Source organism: Burkholderia sp. 4NA327C6 (genome assembly GCF_005502655.1).
Classification (GTDB): domain Bacteria; phylum Pseudomonadota; class Gammaproteobacteria; order Burkholderiales; family Burkholderiaceae; genus Burkholderia; species Burkholderia contaminans.
The window spans coordinates 229,323-247,419 of record NZ_SCNZ01000004.1 but is presented as its reverse complement, the minus strand read 5'-3'; the positions used below and the strand labels follow the sequence as shown (position 1 = coordinate 247,419).

Here is an 18,097-nt window from a genome sequence, read left to right as displayed (position 1 = left end):
ACCGCCCGGGAATCCCGGGCGCGCGCTCAGCTCATGTGCCACTTCTGCAGGATCTGCTGCAGCGTGCCGTCGACCTTCATTTTCCGGATCGCGCCGTTGAGCTGCTCGAGCGTCGCCGTGTCGCCCTTGCGCACGATGAAGCAGACCTGCCCCTTCACGACGCTCTGGTATTCGGGCACGAGCCGCACCTGGCGGCTGACGCCGTGTTCGATCTGGTACGCGACGATCGGCTGGTCGGCGAAGCCGGCCTTGATGCGGCCGAGCGCGACGTCGCGCATGATGTCGGCGATCGAATCGTAGGTCCGGACTTCCTTGAAGATGCCCTTCTTGTTGAGCGCGTCGACGAACGCCGTACCGACCTGCGCGCCGACCACCTGCCCCTTGAAATCGTCCATCGACGTATAGCGGCCCGGGTCGTCCGCCTTCACGATCAGGCCTTCGCCGAACGTATAGACCGTGTCGGAGAAGTCGACGACCTGCTGGCGCGCCGGCGTTTTCAGCATCGCGGCCGAGATGATGTCGATCTTCTGCGTGGTGAGCGACGGGATCAGCGCCGAAAATACCGTCTGCTGCACGTCGACGCGAAACCCGGCCGACTTCCCGGCCGCGGTGATCGCATCGACCATCATCCCCTGGATCGAATTGCTCTTGACGTCGAGAAACGTGAACGGCACCCCGGTGGCCGTCGCGCCGACCTTCAGCGTGGGCTCGGCCGCGACGGCGCCGGCCGATGCGGCGGAGAAAGCGATGCAGATGGCGAAACCGGCGGCCAGTGCGCCGAACCGCTTGATGAACGAAACCATGGTGTCTCCTTCTCGGGTACTTCGGTGCGCCGGCCGGTCGCGGATCGACACTGCGACGATGACCCGATCTTAAAGCGAATCAAAAATATCGCCAAAAGATTTATGCGTATCGATATGCGATACGATATGATGCGATATCGAATCGATTCGGCCTCTTGTCCATGGAAACGTCGCCCGACCAGTCAAACGACCTGCTGTTCAACCAGTCGCTGGAGAAAGGGCTGAACGTGTTGCGCGCGTTCAGCGCGAAGCGCCGCACGATGACGCTGGCGGAAGTGGCCGATGCGGCCGGCATGACGAAAAGCTCGGCGCAGCGGATGGTCTATACGCTCGAGAAGCTCGGCTACATCCGCAAGCATCCGGTTACGCGCCGCTACCAGCTCACGCCGCACGTGATGCGGATCGGCTTCAACTATCTCGCGGCCGATACGCTGATCGACGTCGCGAATCCGTTCCTGTCCGAACTCACGAACCTGACCGGCGAAACCACCAACCTCACCGAGCCGGACGAGGATGAAATGGTGTACGTCGCGCGTTTCGTGTCGACGAAGTTCGTGCCGATCCACATGCCGATCGGCAGCCGCATCCCGATGTACTGCACCGGCTCCGGCCGCGCGTTCCTGAGCGCGTTGCCGCCGGAAGAAGCGCGTGTGCGGCTCGACGGCATGGCGCGCACGCCGCATACGCCGCGCACGGTCACGGCGCTCGACGAACTCGTCGCGCTGCTCGACAGCGCGCGGCTCGAAGGCTACGCCACGAACCAGGAGGAACTGTTCATCGGCGACATGTCGATTGCAGCGCCCGTGCTCGGCAGCCAGGGGCAGCCAGTGGCCGCCGTGCACGTGGTGGCGCCGACGAGCCGCTGGACGCTCGACGACGCGCGCCGCAAGCTCGCGCCGGCCGTGATCGACTGCGCGCGCGGGATCAGCAATTCGATCCGGACGCTCGAGTAGCGTCGGCGAAATGGCACACCGCGCGCCGTTGCATGGCGCAACGGCGTTCGCTCGCTACTGCGGCTTTGGCGAATGCTCGGTTCGATAGGTACTGTTCGGGCGCAATACAAGCTTCTTCGCTGCGGCGTCCAGTTCCTTGCCGTGATACAGATCGATGCATTTCAGGAAGTCGAACTTCACATCCCTGACTTCCGATTCAACCACCGGATTCCGATAATCGCGGGCCAGATACTTCGAGACCAGCGCCTGAATGACGTCCGGCGCACGCTCCATGTCGTAGTAGGTCCAGTCGCGCAACGCGCTGGTGCTGCTGCCGATGTCCTTGCTCACGCCGGGCTCGCGCTTGTAAGCGGTAGCCAGGCAGTTGGCGAGCACCATGTCCTTGAAATTCTGGATGTAAGTCCGTGAACCGGCCTCCGGCGACGCTTGTGCGACGTCCTTCGCCACGGCTATCGCCGGTTGAAACACGAAGCAGGCCAACGCGGCAGCGACCCAGGCTTCCCTCATGACAGACTCCAGAAATTTGCGCGATCGGTACGATACCGCGCACCCGGCTCGTTGAAGTAGCAATGGTCGTAACACGTGCGCCCGTTGAATAGTGTGGCGTGGCCCTGTGCGTCGCTCCATCCCGACACCTCGAACAGGATGACACCCTGTCGCCCTGCGAGCGACCCGCCATTTGATGGTGGATATTCGACGCGCTCGGCTTTCCCCCACCGTTGTTCGAGCAAACGAATCAAATCCCTGACACGAAAAAAGTATTGCCGATCGTCTCCGCCCGATACCGTTTGCCCGGGGATTCGCGGCATCACCATCCCTGCTTCGCCGAGGATATAACTCAACTTCCCGGACGCCGATTTCTTTCTACTCCCCCGCGTTTTCCCCGATCCCGTTCGACTTGACTCGATGCCTTCGATCGTCAACACTTCGCACATCGCAAGTGTGATCACACATCACAGATCAAACCTCGGAGAACGCGTCTTGGCGCCTCGCATCGTCCCGCCCGCACTGAAAGTCGTTGAACAGGAAACGATGGCCGACAAGGTCTACCAGCAACTGCGCGAAGCGCTGATGAGCGGCCGTTTCGCGCCCGGCCAGGCATTGAGCCTGCGCAGCGTCGCCGAGGCGGTCGGCTCGTCGACGATGCCCGTGCGCGCCGCACTCACCCGACTGCACGCGGAGCGCGCGCTGGTCGATGGCCCGAATCGCGCGCTCGTCGTGCCGCCGATGACGCTCGACATGCTCGACGAATTGCGCGACGTGCGCATCGCCCTCGAGGGCTGCATCGCCGAACGCGCGTGCGGACGCATGAGCGACGCGCAGATCGCGGCCGTGCGCAAGATCTGCGAGACGATGCAGGCGCACGTCGAGGCAGGCCGCTCGCGCGCTTACCTGCAAAGCAATTTCGCGTTCCACAGCGCGATCTACGCGCACGGCGCAAGCGAAAGCACGCTCGCGATCGTCGAGAACCTGTGGATGCGCGTCGGCCCCTTCCTCAACATGGTCGCGCTCGATATCCCGCACATGCGGCGCTCGATGGATGCGCACCGCGCCATCGTCGATGCGCTCGAACGGCGCGACGGCGCAGGCGTGCGGGCAGGCATCGCGCTCGACATCGGCGGCGCGGCACACGATCTCGCCGAGACGCTGCGGGCGGAACAGGCCCCGCGGACCGTGAACGCGAAGCCGTAGCGGCCGCCTGCCGCGGGCGCCCGGTCGCGAGCGTCCGCGATCCGACTACATCAACGATGGAGACAACCCGGCATGACAGCTTCCGACCTGCTGAAACCCTATGACGGCCTGCGCGTCCTCGTGACGGGCGGCGCATCGGGCATCGGTCTTGAAATCGCGGACGCGTTCGCCGAATGCGGCGCGCACGTGCATGTATGCGACGCGTCGCAAGCCGCGATTGCAGCGCTCGCCGACCGGCCGCCGCGCGCCGGAGCCGGCGCGATCAGTGCGACGCTGGCCGACGTATCCGATCCGGCCGCCGTCGAACGCGTGTTCGCCGACGTATCGGCCACGCTCGGCGGGCTCGACGTGCTCGTCAACAACGCCGGCATCGCCGGTCCGACCGGCGGCATCGACGAAATCGACCCCGTGCAGTGGGAACAAACGGTCGCGATCAACCTGACCGCGCAATTCCAGTTCGCACGCCACGCGGTGCCGCTGCTGCGCGACGCGCAACACGGCGGCGCGATCATCGCGCTGTCGTCGGTCGCAGGCCGGCTCGGTTACGCGTTCCGCACGCCGTATGCGGCCACCAAATGGGCCGTGGTCGGCCTCGTGAAGAGCCTCGCGATCGAACTCGGGCCGCTCGGCATTCGCGTGAACGCCATTCAACCCGGCATCGTGCGCGGCCCGCGGATGCGCCGCGTGATCCAGGCGCGTGCACAGCAGCTCGGCATCGGTTACGACGAGATGGAGACCCGCTACCTCGAGAAGATTTCGCTGCGACGCATGACCGATCCGGCCGAGATCGCCGCGACCGCGCTGTTCCTGTGCTCGCCGGGCGGGCACGGAATCACCGGGCAGGCCATCTCCGTCTGCGGCAACGTCGAAGTGCTCTGACGCACCCTGCATCGTTCACCGAAAGGAATCCATCAGTGGCCAACGCTCGCAAAGTCATCATCACCTGTGCGCCGACCGGCGCGATCCATACGCCGTCGATGTCGCCGTACCTGCCTGTCACGCCGCACGAGATCGAAACGGCCGCCGTCGCGGCCGCCGAGGCCGGCGCGGCGATCCTGCACCTTCACGCACGCAATCCGTCCGACGGCAAGCCGACCCAGGATCCGGCCGTGTTCGCCGAATTCCTGCCGCGCATCAAGGCGCGAACCGATGCGGTGATCAACCTCACGTCGGGCGGCAGCCCGCACATGACGGTCGACGAACGCCTCCAGCCCGCGCTGCATTTCCAGCCCGAAGTCGCATCGCTGAACATGGGCTCGATGAACTTCGGGCTGTACCCGATGCTCGAGCGTTTTCGCGAGCTGAAGCATCCGTGGGAACGCGAACATCTCGAGAAGAGCCGCGACCTCGTGTTCAAGAACACGTTCGCCGACATCGAAACGATTCTCACGCGCTGCGGGGCGAACGGCACGCGCTTCGAATTCGAGTGCTACGACATCTCGCACCTGTACAACCTTGCGCATTTTGTCGACCGCGGGCTCGCGAAGCCGCCGTTCTTCGTGCAGAGCGTGTTCGGCCTGCTCGGCGGGATCGGTGCACACCCGGAAGACCTGATGCACATGCGCCGCACGGCCGACCGCCTGTTCGGCAGTGATTACGTGTGGTCGATCCTCGGCGCCGGCCGCAACCAGATTCCGCTCGCGACGATCGGCGCGGCGCAAGGCGCGAACGTGCGCGTCGGGCTCGAGGATTCGCTGTGGATCGCGCCGGGCAAGCTCGCGGAATCGAGCGCCGCGCAGGTCCTGAAAATGCGGCAGGTGCTCGAAGGCCTGTCGCTCGAGATCGCGACACCGGCCGAGGCGCGCGCGATGCTCGCACTCAAGGGCGGCGACGCGGTGAATTTCTGATCGCCGGGTAGCACCCCAACACCAGAATCCGCAAGCGCAGTGACAAGGCGCCGGCCCGAGCCGGCCGGCGCCAGGACGCCCATCATCGCCCCGCTCCGTTCGAGTGCTGCCGGCGCGGCTCCGTCGTCTGCCCATCCGCTGCATGCATCGCAGCGGCATCTGCCGAACGCGGCGCACCGTGCTTGCCGTGCGCGCCGGTTCGCCCTTACCGGAGTCGTCCGCATGTCCACTCATCACGCCCAGGCCCTGTCTTCCGCCGCCGGCGACGCGAGCGCGTCGCTGAACCGGCTGCTGTTCCGCAAACTCCTGCCGCTGCTGATCGCCGCGTATGTGATCAGCTTCCTCGACCGCACCAACATCGCGTTCGCCAAACATTCGATGGGGGTCGATCTCGGCATTTCATCGGCCGCGTACGGACTCGGCGCCGGGCTGTTCTTCCTGACCTATGCGCTCTTCGAAATTCCGAGCAACCTGATCATGCATCGCGTCGGCGCGCGCTTCTGGATCACGCGGATCATGATCACGTGGGGGGCACTGTCGGTCGCCATGGCGTTCGTCAGCGGCGAGACGTCGTTCTACGTGATGCGCCTGCTGCTCGGGGCCGCCGAAGCCGGCCTGTTTCCCGGCGTGATGCTGTACCTGACGTACTGGTTCGGCCGCGAGGAGCGTGCTCGCGCAACCGGCTATTTCCTGCTTGGCGTGTGCATCGCGAACATCGTCGGCGGCCCGCTGGCCGGCGCGCTGATCGAGCTCGACGGCACGCTCGGCTTCCACGGCTGGCAATGGCTGTTCGTCGTCGAAGGCATTCCGGCGATCCTGCTCGCATTCGTCGTGTGGACACGGCTGCCGGATCGTCCGAGCACCGCACCGTGGCTCGCCCCGGAAACCGGGCGTGCACTCGAACGCACGCTGGCCGCCGAGCAGGATGCGGGGGCCGGCGCGCACGGCGGCCATGCATTCGGCACCGCGCTGCGCGATCCGCAGATCTGGCTCGCGATCTTCGTGTACTTCTGCCACCAGTTGACCATCTACACGGTGATTTTCTTCCTGCCGGGCATCATCGGCGCATCGGGACGCTTCTCGCCGTTCGCGGTCGGGTTGTTGACCGCGCTGCCCTGGCTCGCGGCCGCGTGCGGCGCCGCCACGCTGCCGCGCTTTGCGCGCGAGTCGCGTCATTCGCGCCGGATGCTGTGTGCGGGGCTGGTCGTGATGGCGGCCGGGATGGTCGGCGCCGCGCATGCGTCGCCTGCCGCGGGGCTCCTGTGCGTGTGCGTGGCCGCATTCATGTTCTTCGTCGTTCAGTCGATCGTCTTCACGTTTCCCGCGTCGCGGCTCGCCGGTAACGCACTGGCAGGCGGACTCGGGCTGGTGAATACGTGCGGGTTGCTCGGCGGTTTCGTCGGGCCGACCGTCGTCGGTGCGATCGAACAGGCAACCGGCAACGCGAAGAACGGGCTGACACTGCTGGCGGCCGCGCTCGTCATCGCGGCGTTCGCCAGCCTCGCGTTGCGGCACGGACACGAGCGGCCAGGCGCACGGTCGCCCGGCTGACGGCAGGCCGGATTCGGGATCGCGAGAGGCGGACGCATACGCTGCCCGCCTCTCGCGTCGCCCCGTCAGAACAGATACATCCCTGCGACGAACACGACGCCCGAGAACAGCAGCGTCGTCACGCAATAGCCCATGATGTCGCGCACGCCGAGCCCGGCGATCGCCAGCGCGGGCAGCGCCCAGAACGGCTGCGCCATGTTGGTCCAGGCCTCGCCGTACGCGATCGCCATCGCGGCCTTGCCGAGATCGGCGCCGAGCGCCTGGGCCGCCGGCATCACGAACGGGCCCTGCACGACCCAGTGGCCGCCGCCGGACGGCACCGCGAAATTGATCACGGCCGAGCTCAGGAACGCGAGCAGCGGGAACGTGTGCACGTTCGCGATATCGACGAACCACTTCGTGATCACGCCCGCGAGCCCCGAGTGATCCATCAGCGCCTGGATGCCCGCGTAGAACGGGAACTGGATCATGATCCCCGATGCGCCGCGCGCCGCACCGGCCACCGCGCGCGCATAGGCCATCGGCGTACGGTGCAGCAGGATGCCGGCCGCGAGGAACGCGAGGTTCACGGTATCGATGTCGAGCGCGAAGCCCTTCTGCACGAACTTCAGCACGAGGAACGCCGCGCACAGCGCCGCGACGAAGACCGACAGCAAGCGGCTTTCCTCCAGCCGTTCCGCGAACGTCGCATCGGGCCCGAGCTGGCGCTCGACGCTCGGCGGTTCGGCCAGCAGCGCCGGATCGACACTGACGACGTCACCCGGCTTCGGCATCATCATGCGCGCGAGGAACGGCAACATCACGATCAGGCCGATCGTGATGAACGCGTTGTAGCCGGTGAAGATCGTCTCCGACACGGGAATCAGCCCGATGGTTTTCTCCATCGGATTGCCCTTCGTGGCCGCGACGAGCGGGACCGATCCCGACAAGCCGCCGTGCCAGCTCAGGAAGCCCATGTAGGCGGACGCAACGAGCAGCCGGTAATCGCTGCCGGCGACACGGCGCGCCACTTCGCGCGCGAGCATCGCGCCGAGCACGAGGCCGAAGCCCCAGTTGATCGCGCACGCGAGCGCGCCGACGAACGCGACGAGCATCACGCCCTGCCCGGGCGTGCGCGCGGTGCTCGCGAGCGCCACGAGCATGCGCTTCACGGGCGGCGAACTCGCGAGTGCGTGACCGGTGACGAGGATCATGACCATCTGCATCGAGAACGCGAGCAGGTTCCAGAATCCCGAACCCCACATCGTCGTGAGCTGCACAGGCGTGTTCGGCGTGAGGCCGAACGCGAGCGCGAACGTGACGATCGTCAGCAGGATCGCGAAAATCAACGGGTCGGGCAACACGCGGTGGACCACCTGCGTGAAGAATTGGGAAATGCGCTGAATCAACTTGAGCTCCTCGTTTCCTGATAGGGACGTCCGCGCGTGTCGTTGTTGGTTGAGGCGCGGAAACGCGCGGATTCTTGCACAGAACCGCGCAGTCTGCCTTGATGCCTTTGGTGGCCATTGCGCCGGTCAATTTCAGGTTCTCGAATCCGTCACAGGGGCGTCACGGAGTTCGGGCGTCGGAACACCCATCTGTGAATCACCGCCGATAGCGGGCGCAAACCGGAATCGATGGCGGAAAGTGCAAACGCAAAAACGCCCGCCTGGATATGAATCTGGCGGGCGTTCTGCGTTTCATGAAGCGATCCGGCGTGGTTCGCATGAACAGGTGTCAGGCCAGTAGCCTGCGACCTTCAGAAGGTTACGATTCCCAGCGCCCGCGCTCCATCGCCTCTTTCAGCATTCCGAGTGTCAGCGACCTGCCGCCCAACTTCTCGCGCGCATCAAGGCTAAACGGCGATTTGACAACCGCAGCGAGAAACGAACCCATGCCGAGCTTCGCGGACGGGTAGTAATGGTGAATGTCGAACGCGGACAGGTCGACACCGAACGCCTCCCCCCATCGCTTGATAAGCGTGTCGATAGCGTCCGGCTCCATGTCGAGATCGTGATAGAGATCCGTGTCCCGATTCAGTTCGATTCGACGGACTGGAAGCGCGCCGATATCGCCCGTGATAAATGCTTCGAGACGCTTCCATGTGTCAGCCATACAGACGATCCTCGGGCTTCACGATGCCGTTGTAGGTCTTTACCGTGTGATAAGTGATCAGCGATACATCGGTTGCCAGCATTACCCATCCGACGCCGGGAATCGCACGCCCGACGAACGCACCGATATTCCGCGTAAATTTGATGCGCAACATGATAAGGCTAGTGAACGAGGTAACGGTAGGCAATATCCGGTGCTTTAGCTCGTACGGCAACATACGACGCGCAACGACAGACGCGATGGAGGTGCCCTTGACTGCGTTCGCGAACTTGCCGCGCGTGGGAATGAAACGCTGCCCCAGCAATACCATCGCGATGCCAACCGCATCATCTACACCCAACGCCTTGCCGGTTTCTTCGATGAAGATCAGCAAGAGCAATTCTTCACGGCGCAGGCCCTCATGAATGCCGTACTTGTACGAAGTTGCCATTTTCTCTCGGACAGTTTGAGTTTGAGCGAACTGGCAAAGCTATCGTGAATAACGCAGGGAGGACAACGCGTCCGCCGGGTCGGCGACCGCTGCAGAACCGTGTCGGGATGCAATAGATCGATTACGCGCGGTTCGCTTCAGCGATGTTCGGCTTGAACTTCCGATCGTTACGGCTTCGTCGTCCAGCACGAGCGTCGCGGCAACGGTATTCACCAGAACGGATACAAACCGTCAATTTTTCTGGTGGCTCGCCGGTTTCTGATGGTGGTGCGTTTCCTGCTTCCTGACCACTCATGCGCGTCAGCGCATAGCCGCTGCGTGTTCGCGCACCGTTGCAACCGCACTTTCCCGCCGCTCCGCCAGCCGCTGCGCGAACCGGTACGCGACGAGCGAGCCGGCCACCGCAAGCAGCATCGGCACGAGGCTGTCATGATCCGCGCGCGTGAATTCGAGCAGCAGCACGACCGCCGTGATCGGCATCTGCATCGACGCGGCGAGAAACGCGGTCGCACCGATCAGTGCGCATCCGCCGATCGACGCGCCCGGCCACACGAGGCTCCACAGCCCGCCGAGCACGACGCCGAGCAGCGCGCCGTTCGCGAGGCCCGGCGTCAGCAGGCCGCCTTCCGCACCCGCCCGCAGGCTGCCCGCCTCGATCAGCACCTTCAGCACGAGCAGCGCCGCAGCGAGACCGATCGTCAGTGTGCCGTCGAAGCCCAACGACGCCGGGCCCTTGCCGTTGCCGAGCAATTGCGGAAACCGCATCGCGAGCACGCCGATCACCGTGAAGTTGACCAGCGCGAGCACCGGCAGCCGCCAGTCTTTCGGCGCGTTCGCCCGGGCCTGGGTCGTGAGCCGCACGAAGCCGTACGCGGCAAGACCGAACAGCGGCCCGCAGACGATCGACCACACCACGAGCGGCGTGCTCAGCACGAACGGAGGCACCGTGTACTGGTGTTCGTTGCCGAGGCCGATCCACGCAACGGCCGCCCCGATCGCCGACGTCGCGACCGCGATGACAAGCGCACGCAGTTCGAACGTGCCGAGCAGCACTTCGAGCACGAAGATCGCGCCGCCGAGCGGCACGTTGTAGACGGCCGCGAGGCCCGCGCCCGCACCGCACGCGACCATCAGCCGGCAGTCGTCGGGCGTAAGCCCCGCCGCATGCGCCAGCCGCCCGGCAAGCAGCGAACCGATCTCGCGCGGCGCGACTTCGCGGCCGAGCGGCGAGCCGAGCGCGACGGTGACGATCTGCAGCAGCGCGTGAACCGTCGTGCTGACGACCGGCATCCGCGGGTCTGCCGCGCGCACCGCGCGGCGGATGCTGACGAGCGGCCGGCCATACCGGTACAACGCCCACCAGCCGCCGCCGGCGACGATCCCGCAGGCGACCAGCACCGCGAGGCGGCGCAGCGGATCCGCGCCGCTCGCGCCGGTCAGGAAGCTCTCGGTGCCGATCACGTGCGCGACGCTGTAGCCGTACGCGACGTGCTGGATCGCATGCAACAGCAGCGCGAGCAGCATGCCGCCGAGGCCCGCGCCGACGCCGGTCAGGATCGTGACGACGGCCACGCGCGCGAACGGGCTGGCGGCCGGCGAGGAGGATGCGGGAGCGGACGGGAGATCGGGGCGCATGGGGTCGGCGAATGGAGTCGAAAAGACGGCGCGCAACACGCACGCCGCCGTCAGGACCGCATCGTAGGCCGGCGCCCATCATGAGACAAACGTATTTTTCGAATTGACTGATGCATTCCATGAATACATGCCGCCGGACGGGCCGGGATCGCCCGCCGCGTGCGTCAAGTCCGCGTCAATCCGGATACGTGACGCGCTCCGGTTCGCGCCGCAGGATCACTTTCCCGTGGCGGATCGACAGCGTCGCCTTGGCCTGCCGGCGCATCGCTTCGTAGTCGCTGTCCGCGTCGAGCACGACGAGATTCGCCGGACGCCCGACCGCGATGCCGTAGTTGTCGCCGAGATGCATGGTCGTCGCGCTGTGGTCGGTCACGAAGTCGAGGCAGCGCTGCAGGTCCTGGTAGCCCATCATGTGGCAGATATGGAGGCCCGCATCGAGCACGCGCAGGATGTTGCCGTTGCCGAGCGGATACCACGGGTCCTTGATCGAATCCTGCCCGAAGCACACGTTGATGCCCGCGCGGTCGAGCTCCGCGACGCGCGTGACGCCCCGCCGCTTCGGAAATGTGTCGAAGCGCCCTTGCAGGTGGATGCTCTCGGTCGGGCACGAGATGAAGTTCAGGCCCGCGCGCTTCAGCAAGCGGAACAGCTTCGAGCAGTACGCATTGTCGTACGAGCCCATCGCGGTCGTGTGGCTCGCCGTCACGCGCGAGCCCATCCCGCGCACGCGCGTCTCTTCCGCGAGCACTTCGAGGAAGCGCGAATGCGGATCGTCGGTTTCGTCGCAATGCACGTCGACGAGGCAGCCGGTGCGCTCCGCGAGATCCATCAGGAAGCGGATCGAGCTGACACCCTGCTCGCGCGTGTTCTCGAAATGCGGAATCCCGCCGACGACGTCCGCGCCCAGGTCGATCGCCTGCTCCATCAGCGCGCGGCCGCCGTCGAACGATTCGATGCCTTCCTGCGGAAACGCGACGATCTGCAGGTCGATCAGCCCGCGCGCCTCGTCCTTCACCTCCAGCATCGCCTTCAGTGCGGCGAGCGTCGGGTCCGTGACGTCGACGTGCGTGCGCACGTGCTGGATCCCGTGATCGCGCAGCATGCCGATCGCCGCATGCGCGCGCGCCTTCGTGTCCTCGTGCGTGATCGTCGCCTTGCGTTCGGCCCAGCGCTCGATGCCCTCGAACAGCGTGCCGCTCATGTTCCATGCGGGCTCGCCGGCGGTCAGCACCGCGTCGAGGTGAATATGCGGCTCGACGAGCGGCGCAATCGCCAGGCGGCCGCCCGCGTCGAGGTCCGCCGTGCCCGTGGGCGCGACCGGTGAAGGCTGCGCGTCGACCCGCGCGATCGTGCCGCCGTCGATGCCGATCGTGAACAGGCCGTCGCGGCCGCGCAGGCGTACGTTGAACAGATTCATGTGAAGTCTCCCCGTGGCATCCATGAAAACGGCCGCGCGCTTTGCGCCGACGGCCGTGCGACCCAGTTGACGAGTATCGACGAGACTCGGCGATCGGTGATGCGCACGCGTCTTCTCATTCGTGTGACACCCGTCGCCGGCGTGAACGCCTCATTCTCCGCGCGCCGGTCACGCCGATCAACCGCCGTGCCGCGCCCCGCGCATGTTGCAACGACGCGACAGCCGGTCACCGAGGAGCGGATGCCATCCGTGCACGATCGCGCAAAAACCGCCGGCCTCAGGCGCGCGCGGCACATCGTGTCAGTTTTGTGAAGGACTCTTGCCGGATCCGGAAAGGTGCGCTCGCGGCCCCGGCGGCCTCGCGCGCGCGATGCGTTCCTATACTTGCGCCGAACTTTCGTTCCCAGTCCCACACGCAGGAGCCTTCACTTGAAAAAAACCCTCATCGCCGGCGCATGCGCCGCCGCACTGTTCGCCCCGCTCGCTCACGCACAGAGTTCGGTCACGCTGTACGGCCTGATCGACGCCGGCATCGTCTACACCAACAACGCCAACGGTGCATCGCTGTGGCGCCTGAACAGCGGCACCGTCAACGGCAGCCGCGTCGGGTTTCGCGGCACCGAGGATCTCGGCGGCGGCCTGAAGGCGCTGTTCGTGCTCGAGAACGGCTTCAACGTGAACAACGGCGGGCTCGGGCAGGACGGCAAGCTGTTCGGCCGCCACGCGTACGTCGGCCTGAGCCAGACCGGCTACGGCACGCTGACGCTCGGCCGCCAGTACGACACGATGGTCGACTTCGTCGCGCCGCTGTCGGCCACGGCCGGCGACTTCGGCGACGCGAGCTTCGCGCATCCGTTCGACAACGACAACCTGAACCACTCGCTGCGCATCAACAACGCGGTCAAGTACACGAGCGAGACCTATGCGGGCTTCAAGGTCGGCGCGATGTATGCGTTCTCGAACGCGACCAACTTCGGCGCGAACCGCGCGTACAGCGTCGCGGCGAGCTACACGAACGGCCCGTTGAAGCTGGCCGGCGCGTACCTGCAGATGAACGGCACGAAGGGCTCGACGAGCGCGAGCCCCGGCGCGACCGATGCGGTCGAAGCGAAGAGCCTGAACCAGGGCGGCTGGTCGATCGGCTCGGACCGCATGCGTTCGTACGGCGGCGGCATCAGCTACGGGTTCGGCCCGGCCACCGTCGGCTTCGTCTATACGCGTTCGCAGTACGACAACACGGGCTCGTTCGGCTCGACCGGCCAGGTCGCGTTCAACAACTACGACGTGAACGTGCGCTATGCGGTGACGCCGGCCGTCAGCGTCGGCGCGGCCTACGTGTACACGGACGCCAGCGTGTCGAACCCCGACAGCAAGCACGGCACCGATCCGAAGTGGCACCAGGTCGACCTGCAGGCCGTCTACAAGCTGTCGCGCCGCACGGACGTCTATGCGGAAGCGATGTACCAGCACGCAGCGGGCCGCGGCTACCAGGCGTTCATCAACGGCTCGGGCGGCGCATCGAGCACCGCGAACCAGATCGTCGGCACGATCGGCATGCGCACGCGCTTCTGACCGGCGTGATGCCTCGTCGCCCGACGGCCACGAACCTGCGTCCGCACACGGGTTCGCCGGCCGCGGGCGGCCTGCCCCAATGTTGTTCCATCTGGAAGGCAGCGTGCCTGGAATCGGGGTTTTTACGCGCGCGGGCGCTGCGTAGACTGCCAGCAAAGGTCGGGGCACGCATCGCGCGTCGAACCGGCCGCCCACCCCGCCCCCAGGAGAACCTCGTGAAATCGCTCGTCGTTACCGCCGCCGCTGCCGTCCTGCTCGCTGCACCGGCGCTGTCTTTCGCCCAGTCGGCCCAGTCGCCCGTCACGCGCGCGCAAGTGCTGCAGGAGCTGATCGATCTCGAGTCGGTCGGCTACAACCCGGCGCGCGGCGAAGTCAACAACTATCCGGACGACATCATGGCGGCGCAGGAACGACTCCACGAAAAGCGTCTCGCGCAACGGAAGGCTGCGCAGGCCGCCTATGGTCACGCCGGCGAACCGACGACGGAATCGGGCGCGGCTGCCAAGCCCGCGCTGTAACGGCATGACGCAGCGCCGCTGCCCGCGTGAACGATGTCATGCAGGCGCGGCGCGGGTTGCGTTGGCTTCGATTGGCTTCGATTGGCTTGAAGAGAAGACACCGGCAGTGCGGCCATGCGCCGGTGCAAACCCGCCGCTCAGGCGGCCTGCGGTTCGCGATCGATCGCGTTCAGCATCTCGACGTCGCGCGCGATCATCCCCGGCACCTGGGCACGCAGCATCTCGACCCAGGTCCGCACCTTCGCATCGACGAAGCGGCGCGACGGATACAGCGCGTACACGTTCATCTTCTGCAGGATATGCGCGGGCAGCACGCGGACGAGCGTGCCGTCGCGCAGCGCGTCGATCGCCGAATACAGCGGCAGCATGCCGATCCCGATGCCGTCGCGGATTGCGAGGGCAAGCGATTCGGCCGTATTGGTCTGCACCGGCCCCGCGACGTGGATCTGCTCGACACCCTCCGGCCCCTCGAGCACCCATTCGTGCGTCGGGAACGCCGGCGTGCACAGCGTCAGGCACGCGTGCGCGGAGAGATCCTGCGGGCGTACCGGTGCGCCGTGGCGTTTCACATAGTCGGGCGACGCGCAGAGGATGCTGAAGGTCGAGCCGAGCAGGTGCGACACGAGTTCCGAATCGGGCAGCGACGACGCTGTCACCACGGCCATGTCGCTCGTGCCGTCGAACAGGTCGGGCATGCGCTGCGACAGCGACAGTTCGATCGACACGCCCGGAAACTGCGCGTGATAGCGCGTCAGCGCGGGCAACACATAGTGATGACCGACGCTCGCGAAGCTGTGCATGCGCAGTACGCCGGCCGGCCGTTCGTGCGCGCAGCTCGCTTCTTCTTCCGCGCGGTCGACGTCGGCGAGGATCTGGCGGCAGCGCCGCAGATAGCTTTCGCCGGCCGACGTGAGCGCGAGACGGCGCGTCGAACGATTCATCAGACGGGTGCGCAGGCGCGCCTCGAGTTCCGACACCGCGCGCGACATCGCGCCCGTCGTCGAATTCAGCGATTGCGCGGCGGCGGTGAAACTGCCCGTCTCGACGACGCGCGAAAACACCCGCATGTTTTGTAGCGTATCCATTCCTGTGAGCAACCTGTAGCGGAGCCGCTATTTTCCTCTACGGGATGCGACAGATTGTTACTCCGGCTGCAACTATCGTTTCCCCGCAGCTGCGTTAATGCGCGGGCGCCGCCCTCCTACAATCGGCGCCTCAACAGTCGAACGGACCCGTTCGGACGCGCCGCGCACCGTGCGTGGCCCCGTACCGGTCCCCTCTTTTCATGAAGCCACAACCTGCGATCGAGCCTCCTTCCATCGAACCGGCACGATGGAGAGCCTGGCTCGATCCACTCGGCGACGCGGCGCGCGACTGGGCCGCGAGCGACGGGCTGATCTGGCTGCACCTCGCGAAAACCGTGTTCGCGGCGCTCCTCGCGATGGGCATCGCGATGCGCCTGGAGATGTCGCAGCCGCGCACGGCGATGACGACCGTGTTCGTGCTGATGCAGCCGCTGTCGGGGATGGTGTTCGCGAAGAGTTTCTACCGCGTGCTCGGCACGGTGGCCGGCCTCGTCGCCGCGCTCGCGCTCGGCGGGCTGTTCGCGCAGCAGCCCGAGCTGTACATGGCCGGCATCACGCTGTGGATCGGCACCTGCATCGCGCTCGCGGTGCGCAACCGCCACTTCCGCTGGTACGGCTTCGTGCTCGCCGGCTACACGGCCGCGCTGATCGGCCTGCCGGCCGTGATGACCCCGCAGACGCTGTTCCAGTCCGCGCTCACGCGCGCCGCGGAAGTCGCGCTCGGCATCGCGTGCTCGGGCGCGGTCAGCGCGCTGATCCTGCCGCTCAGCTCCGCGAAGGCGCTGATGCGTTCGCTGGGCACGCGCCATGCGACGTTCGCGGCGTTCACGGCCGGCGCGCTCGCGGGCGACGTCGCGCGCGGCGATTTCGAGCGGCGCTTCGCCGATTTCGTCGACGACATCGTCGGCTTCGAGGCCAACCGCGCGTTCGCGTCGTTCGAGGATCCGCACATTCGCGCGCGCAGCCGCCGCCTCGCGCGGTTGAACAGCGAGTTCATGAACGCGTGCACGCGGCTGCATGCGCTGCACCAGCTCGTCAAGCGGCTGCGCGCCAATGGCTCGGACGCGGTCCTCGATGCACTGGCGCCGCACATCGACGCGCTCGCGCAGCGCTTCGCCGCACTGCGCGACGAGCGGCAGCGCGGCGTCTCACCGGCCACCGGCGCACTGCTCGAGCTGCGTCGCTTCCACAGCGCGTTGCCGAAAGCCGCGCGCGCATCGCGGCGCGACATCGAAGCCCATGCGGCCGGCGGCCTGCTCGACTTCGATACCGCGATCGAGCTGCTGTACCGCTTCATCGGCGAATATCTCGGCTACGCCGACACCTATGCGTCGCTCGACCAGGACGATCACGCGTTCGAGCGCTCGGTCACGCACTACGCGGTGAAGACCAATTCGTTCTTCGTCGGCTTCGCGTTCCTGCGCACGATCGTTGCCGTCGGCGCGATGAGCGCGTTCTGGATTGCGTCCGAATGGCCGAGCGGCCCGCTCGCCGTGATCGCCACCGCGATCGCGTGCGCGCTCAGCTCCACGTCGCCGCGCGCGCCGAAGTTCGTCGCGCAGATGAGCGTCGGCGCGGCGTTCGCGACCGCGGTCGGCTACGTGTTCCTGTGCTACGTGTATCCGAACATCGAGGGCTTCCCGCTGCTGTGTGCCGCGCTCGCGCCGGTGCTCGGCCTCGGCGCATTTCTCGCGATGCGGCCGGGCTTGTCCGGCTACGGGATCGGCTTCGCGGTGTTCTTCTGCCTGCTCGCGGGGCCCGACAACGCGATCGCGTATACGCCCGAGGTGCTGATCAACAACGGCCTGGCGATCGTCATCGCGATGCTCGCGTGCTCGCTCGTGTTCGCGGTCGTGTTCCCCACCCACATGCCGTGGCTCACGGGCCGCATCGCGCATGACCTGCGCCGCCAGGTCACGCTGGCGTGCGAAGGGCCGACGGAGCGTCTCGCGCAGCGCTTCCAGTCGAGCACGCACGACCTGATGGCACAACTGCGCACGCTGCTCGTGCGGCGCACGCGACAGCATCGCGACGCGCTGCGCTGGATGCTGTCGACGCTCGAGGTCGGCCATGCGGTGATCGACCTGCGCGACGAGCTGAACGCGTTCTGCGAATCGAAGCCGCCGCAAACGCTGCGCTGGACCGGTTCGATCGACGCGGTGCTGCACGAGCTGCCGCGCTTCTTCGACGATCCGACGCCCGGCCACCACGCGCGCACGCTGAAATCGGTGAACCTGGCGATCCGCGCGGCGCAGCACACGCTGCAGTCGTGGTATGCGGTGCCCGACGAGCGGCACCGGATGCAGCGGATCGTCGGCTGCCTGCACTTCATGCGCAGCGCGCTGCTGGACAAGGACGCACCGTTCAACCGGCACCGCCATTGACGATCGGTGCGCGCGCAACGAGATCCTTGTTCCGGATGGAAATAAGCTCTACAGCCGTGGTGATTAATCTTTAAGCAGTGCGAGCCTATAGTTTCCTCACTGCCAGCGAGACTGGC

The 18,097-nt window shown here is 66.2% G+C and carries 17 protein-coding genes; 8 read left to right on the top strand and 9 right to left on the bottom strand.

From position 1 onward, the window contains the following. Window positions 1–26 precede the first annotated feature (26 nt). Window positions 27–803 carry an ABC transporter substrate-binding protein gene (locus tag FFS49_RS06300; RefSeq protein ID WP_105815284.1) on the bottom strand — a complete coding sequence of 259 codons (777 nt, stop codon included), beginning with the start codon at window positions 801–803 and terminating at the stop codon, window positions 27–29. A 161-nt stretch (window positions 804–964) separates the two neighbouring features. Between FFS49_RS06300 and FFS49_RS06295 the strand changes: the two genes are divergently transcribed. Beyond that, complete coding sequence (locus tag FFS49_RS06295; RefSeq protein WP_046547749.1) at window positions 965–1,756, top strand: IclR family transcriptional regulator; 792 nt, start codon at window positions 965–967, stop codon at window positions 1,754–1,756. 54 nt (window positions 1,757–1,810) lie between these two features. Here FFS49_RS06295 and FFS49_RS06290 read toward each other — a convergent pair whose 3' ends face one another. After that, window positions 1,811–2,263, bottom strand: coding sequence for a type VI secretion system amidase immunity protein Tai4 (locus FFS49_RS06290; protein ID WP_047850030.1), 453 nt, complete (start codon window positions 2,261–2,263; stop codon window positions 1,811–1,813). Next, on the bottom strand, window positions 2,260–2,691 hold the full coding sequence (locus FFS49_RS06285; RefSeq protein ID WP_224755674.1) for a type VI secretion system amidase effector protein Tae4: 432 nt from the start codon (window positions 2,689–2,691) through the stop codon (window positions 2,260–2,262). Before FFS49_RS06285 ends, FFS49_RS06290 begins: the two co-directional genes overlap by 4 nt. 46 nt (window positions 2,692–2,737) lie before the next feature. Between FFS49_RS06285 and FFS49_RS06280 the strand changes: the two genes are divergently transcribed. The 4 genes from FFS49_RS06280 to FFS49_RS06265 all read left to right on the top strand — a co-directional run bounded on the left by FFS49_RS06280 (window position 2,738) and on the right by FFS49_RS06265 (window position 6,846). After that, the gene (locus FFS49_RS06280; RefSeq protein WP_105815285.1) at window positions 2,738–3,448 is read left to right on the top strand and encodes a GntR family transcriptional regulator; all 711 of its coding nucleotides are present in this window, start codon (window positions 2,738–2,740) and stop codon (window positions 3,446–3,448) included. A 72-nt stretch (window positions 3,449–3,520) separates the two neighbouring features. After that, window positions 3,521–4,327: an SDR family oxidoreductase gene (locus tag FFS49_RS06275; protein ID WP_105815286.1), complete on the top strand. Its 807-nt coding sequence runs from the start codon at window positions 3,521–3,523 to the stop codon at window positions 4,325–4,327. Window positions 4,328–4,362: 35 nt separating this feature from the next. Then, complete coding sequence (locus FFS49_RS06270; protein ID WP_105815287.1) at window positions 4,363–5,295, top strand: 3-keto-5-aminohexanoate cleavage protein; 933 nt, start codon at window positions 4,363–4,365, stop codon at window positions 5,293–5,295. 222 nt (window positions 5,296–5,517) lie between these two features. Beyond that, the gene (locus FFS49_RS06265) at window positions 5,518–6,846 is read left to right on the top strand and encodes an MFS transporter (protein ID WP_105815288.1); all 1,329 of its coding nucleotides are present in this window, start codon (window positions 5,518–5,520) and stop codon (window positions 6,844–6,846) included. A gap of 65 nt (window positions 6,847–6,911) precedes the next feature. Here FFS49_RS06265 and FFS49_RS06260 read toward each other — a convergent pair whose 3' ends face one another. The 5 genes from FFS49_RS06260 to codA all read right to left on the bottom strand — a co-directional run bounded on the left by FFS49_RS06260 (window position 6,912) and on the right by codA (window position 12,422). Beyond that, the gene (locus FFS49_RS06260) at window positions 6,912–8,234 is read right to left on the bottom strand and encodes a TIGR00366 family protein (protein ID WP_039367294.1); all 1,323 of its coding nucleotides are present in this window, start codon (window positions 8,232–8,234) and stop codon (window positions 6,912–6,914) included. A 358-nt stretch (window positions 8,235–8,592) separates the two neighbouring features. Continuing rightward, complete coding sequence (locus FFS49_RS06255) at window positions 8,593–8,940, bottom strand: DUF1493 family protein (protein WP_039367292.1); 348 nt, start codon at window positions 8,938–8,940, stop codon at window positions 8,593–8,595. Then, window positions 8,933–9,370 carry an STM2901 family protein gene (locus FFS49_RS06250; RefSeq protein WP_039367291.1) on the bottom strand — a complete coding sequence of 146 codons (438 nt, stop codon included), beginning with the start codon at window positions 9,368–9,370 and terminating at the stop codon, window positions 8,933–8,935. Before FFS49_RS06250 ends, FFS49_RS06255 begins: the two co-directional genes overlap by 8 nt. A gap of 300 nt (window positions 9,371–9,670) precedes the next feature. Further along, window positions 9,671–11,005 (bottom strand): chloride channel protein, encoded by a 1,335-nt coding sequence (locus FFS49_RS06245; RefSeq protein ID WP_105815289.1) that lies wholly within the window; start codon window positions 11,003–11,005, stop codon window positions 9,671–9,673. Between the two features lie 175 nt (window positions 11,006–11,180). Further along, window positions 11,181–12,422, bottom strand: a complete 1,242-nt coding sequence (codA, locus tag FFS49_RS06240; protein ID WP_105815290.1) for a cytosine deaminase — start codon at window positions 12,420–12,422, stop codon at window positions 11,181–11,183. Window positions 12,423–12,851: 429 nt separating this feature from the next. Here codA and FFS49_RS06235 point away from each other — a divergent pair, with 429 nt between their 5' ends. Continuing rightward, on the top strand, window positions 12,852–13,994 hold the full coding sequence (locus FFS49_RS06235; RefSeq protein ID WP_105815291.1) for a porin: 1,143 nt from the start codon (window positions 12,852–12,854) through the stop codon (window positions 13,992–13,994). 215 nt (window positions 13,995–14,209) lie between these two features. Next, complete coding sequence (locus tag FFS49_RS06230; RefSeq protein ID WP_039367282.1) at window positions 14,210–14,512, top strand: DUF4148 domain-containing protein; 303 nt, start codon at window positions 14,210–14,212, stop codon at window positions 14,510–14,512. A 137-nt stretch (window positions 14,513–14,649) separates the two neighbouring features. Here FFS49_RS06230 and FFS49_RS06225 read toward each other — a convergent pair whose 3' ends face one another. Continuing rightward, a complete protein-coding gene (locus FFS49_RS06225) occupies window positions 14,650–15,597 on the bottom strand; it encodes a LysR family transcriptional regulator (RefSeq protein WP_039367279.1) in 948 nt (315 codons plus the stop codon). 200 nt (window positions 15,598–15,797) lie between these two features. Here FFS49_RS06225 and FFS49_RS06220 point away from each other — a divergent pair, with 200 nt between their 5' ends. Beyond that, on the top strand, window positions 15,798–17,981 hold the full coding sequence (locus FFS49_RS06220; protein WP_105815292.1) for an FUSC family protein: 2,184 nt from the start codon (window positions 15,798–15,800) through the stop codon (window positions 17,979–17,981). Window positions 17,982–18,097: the final 116 nt, after the last annotated feature.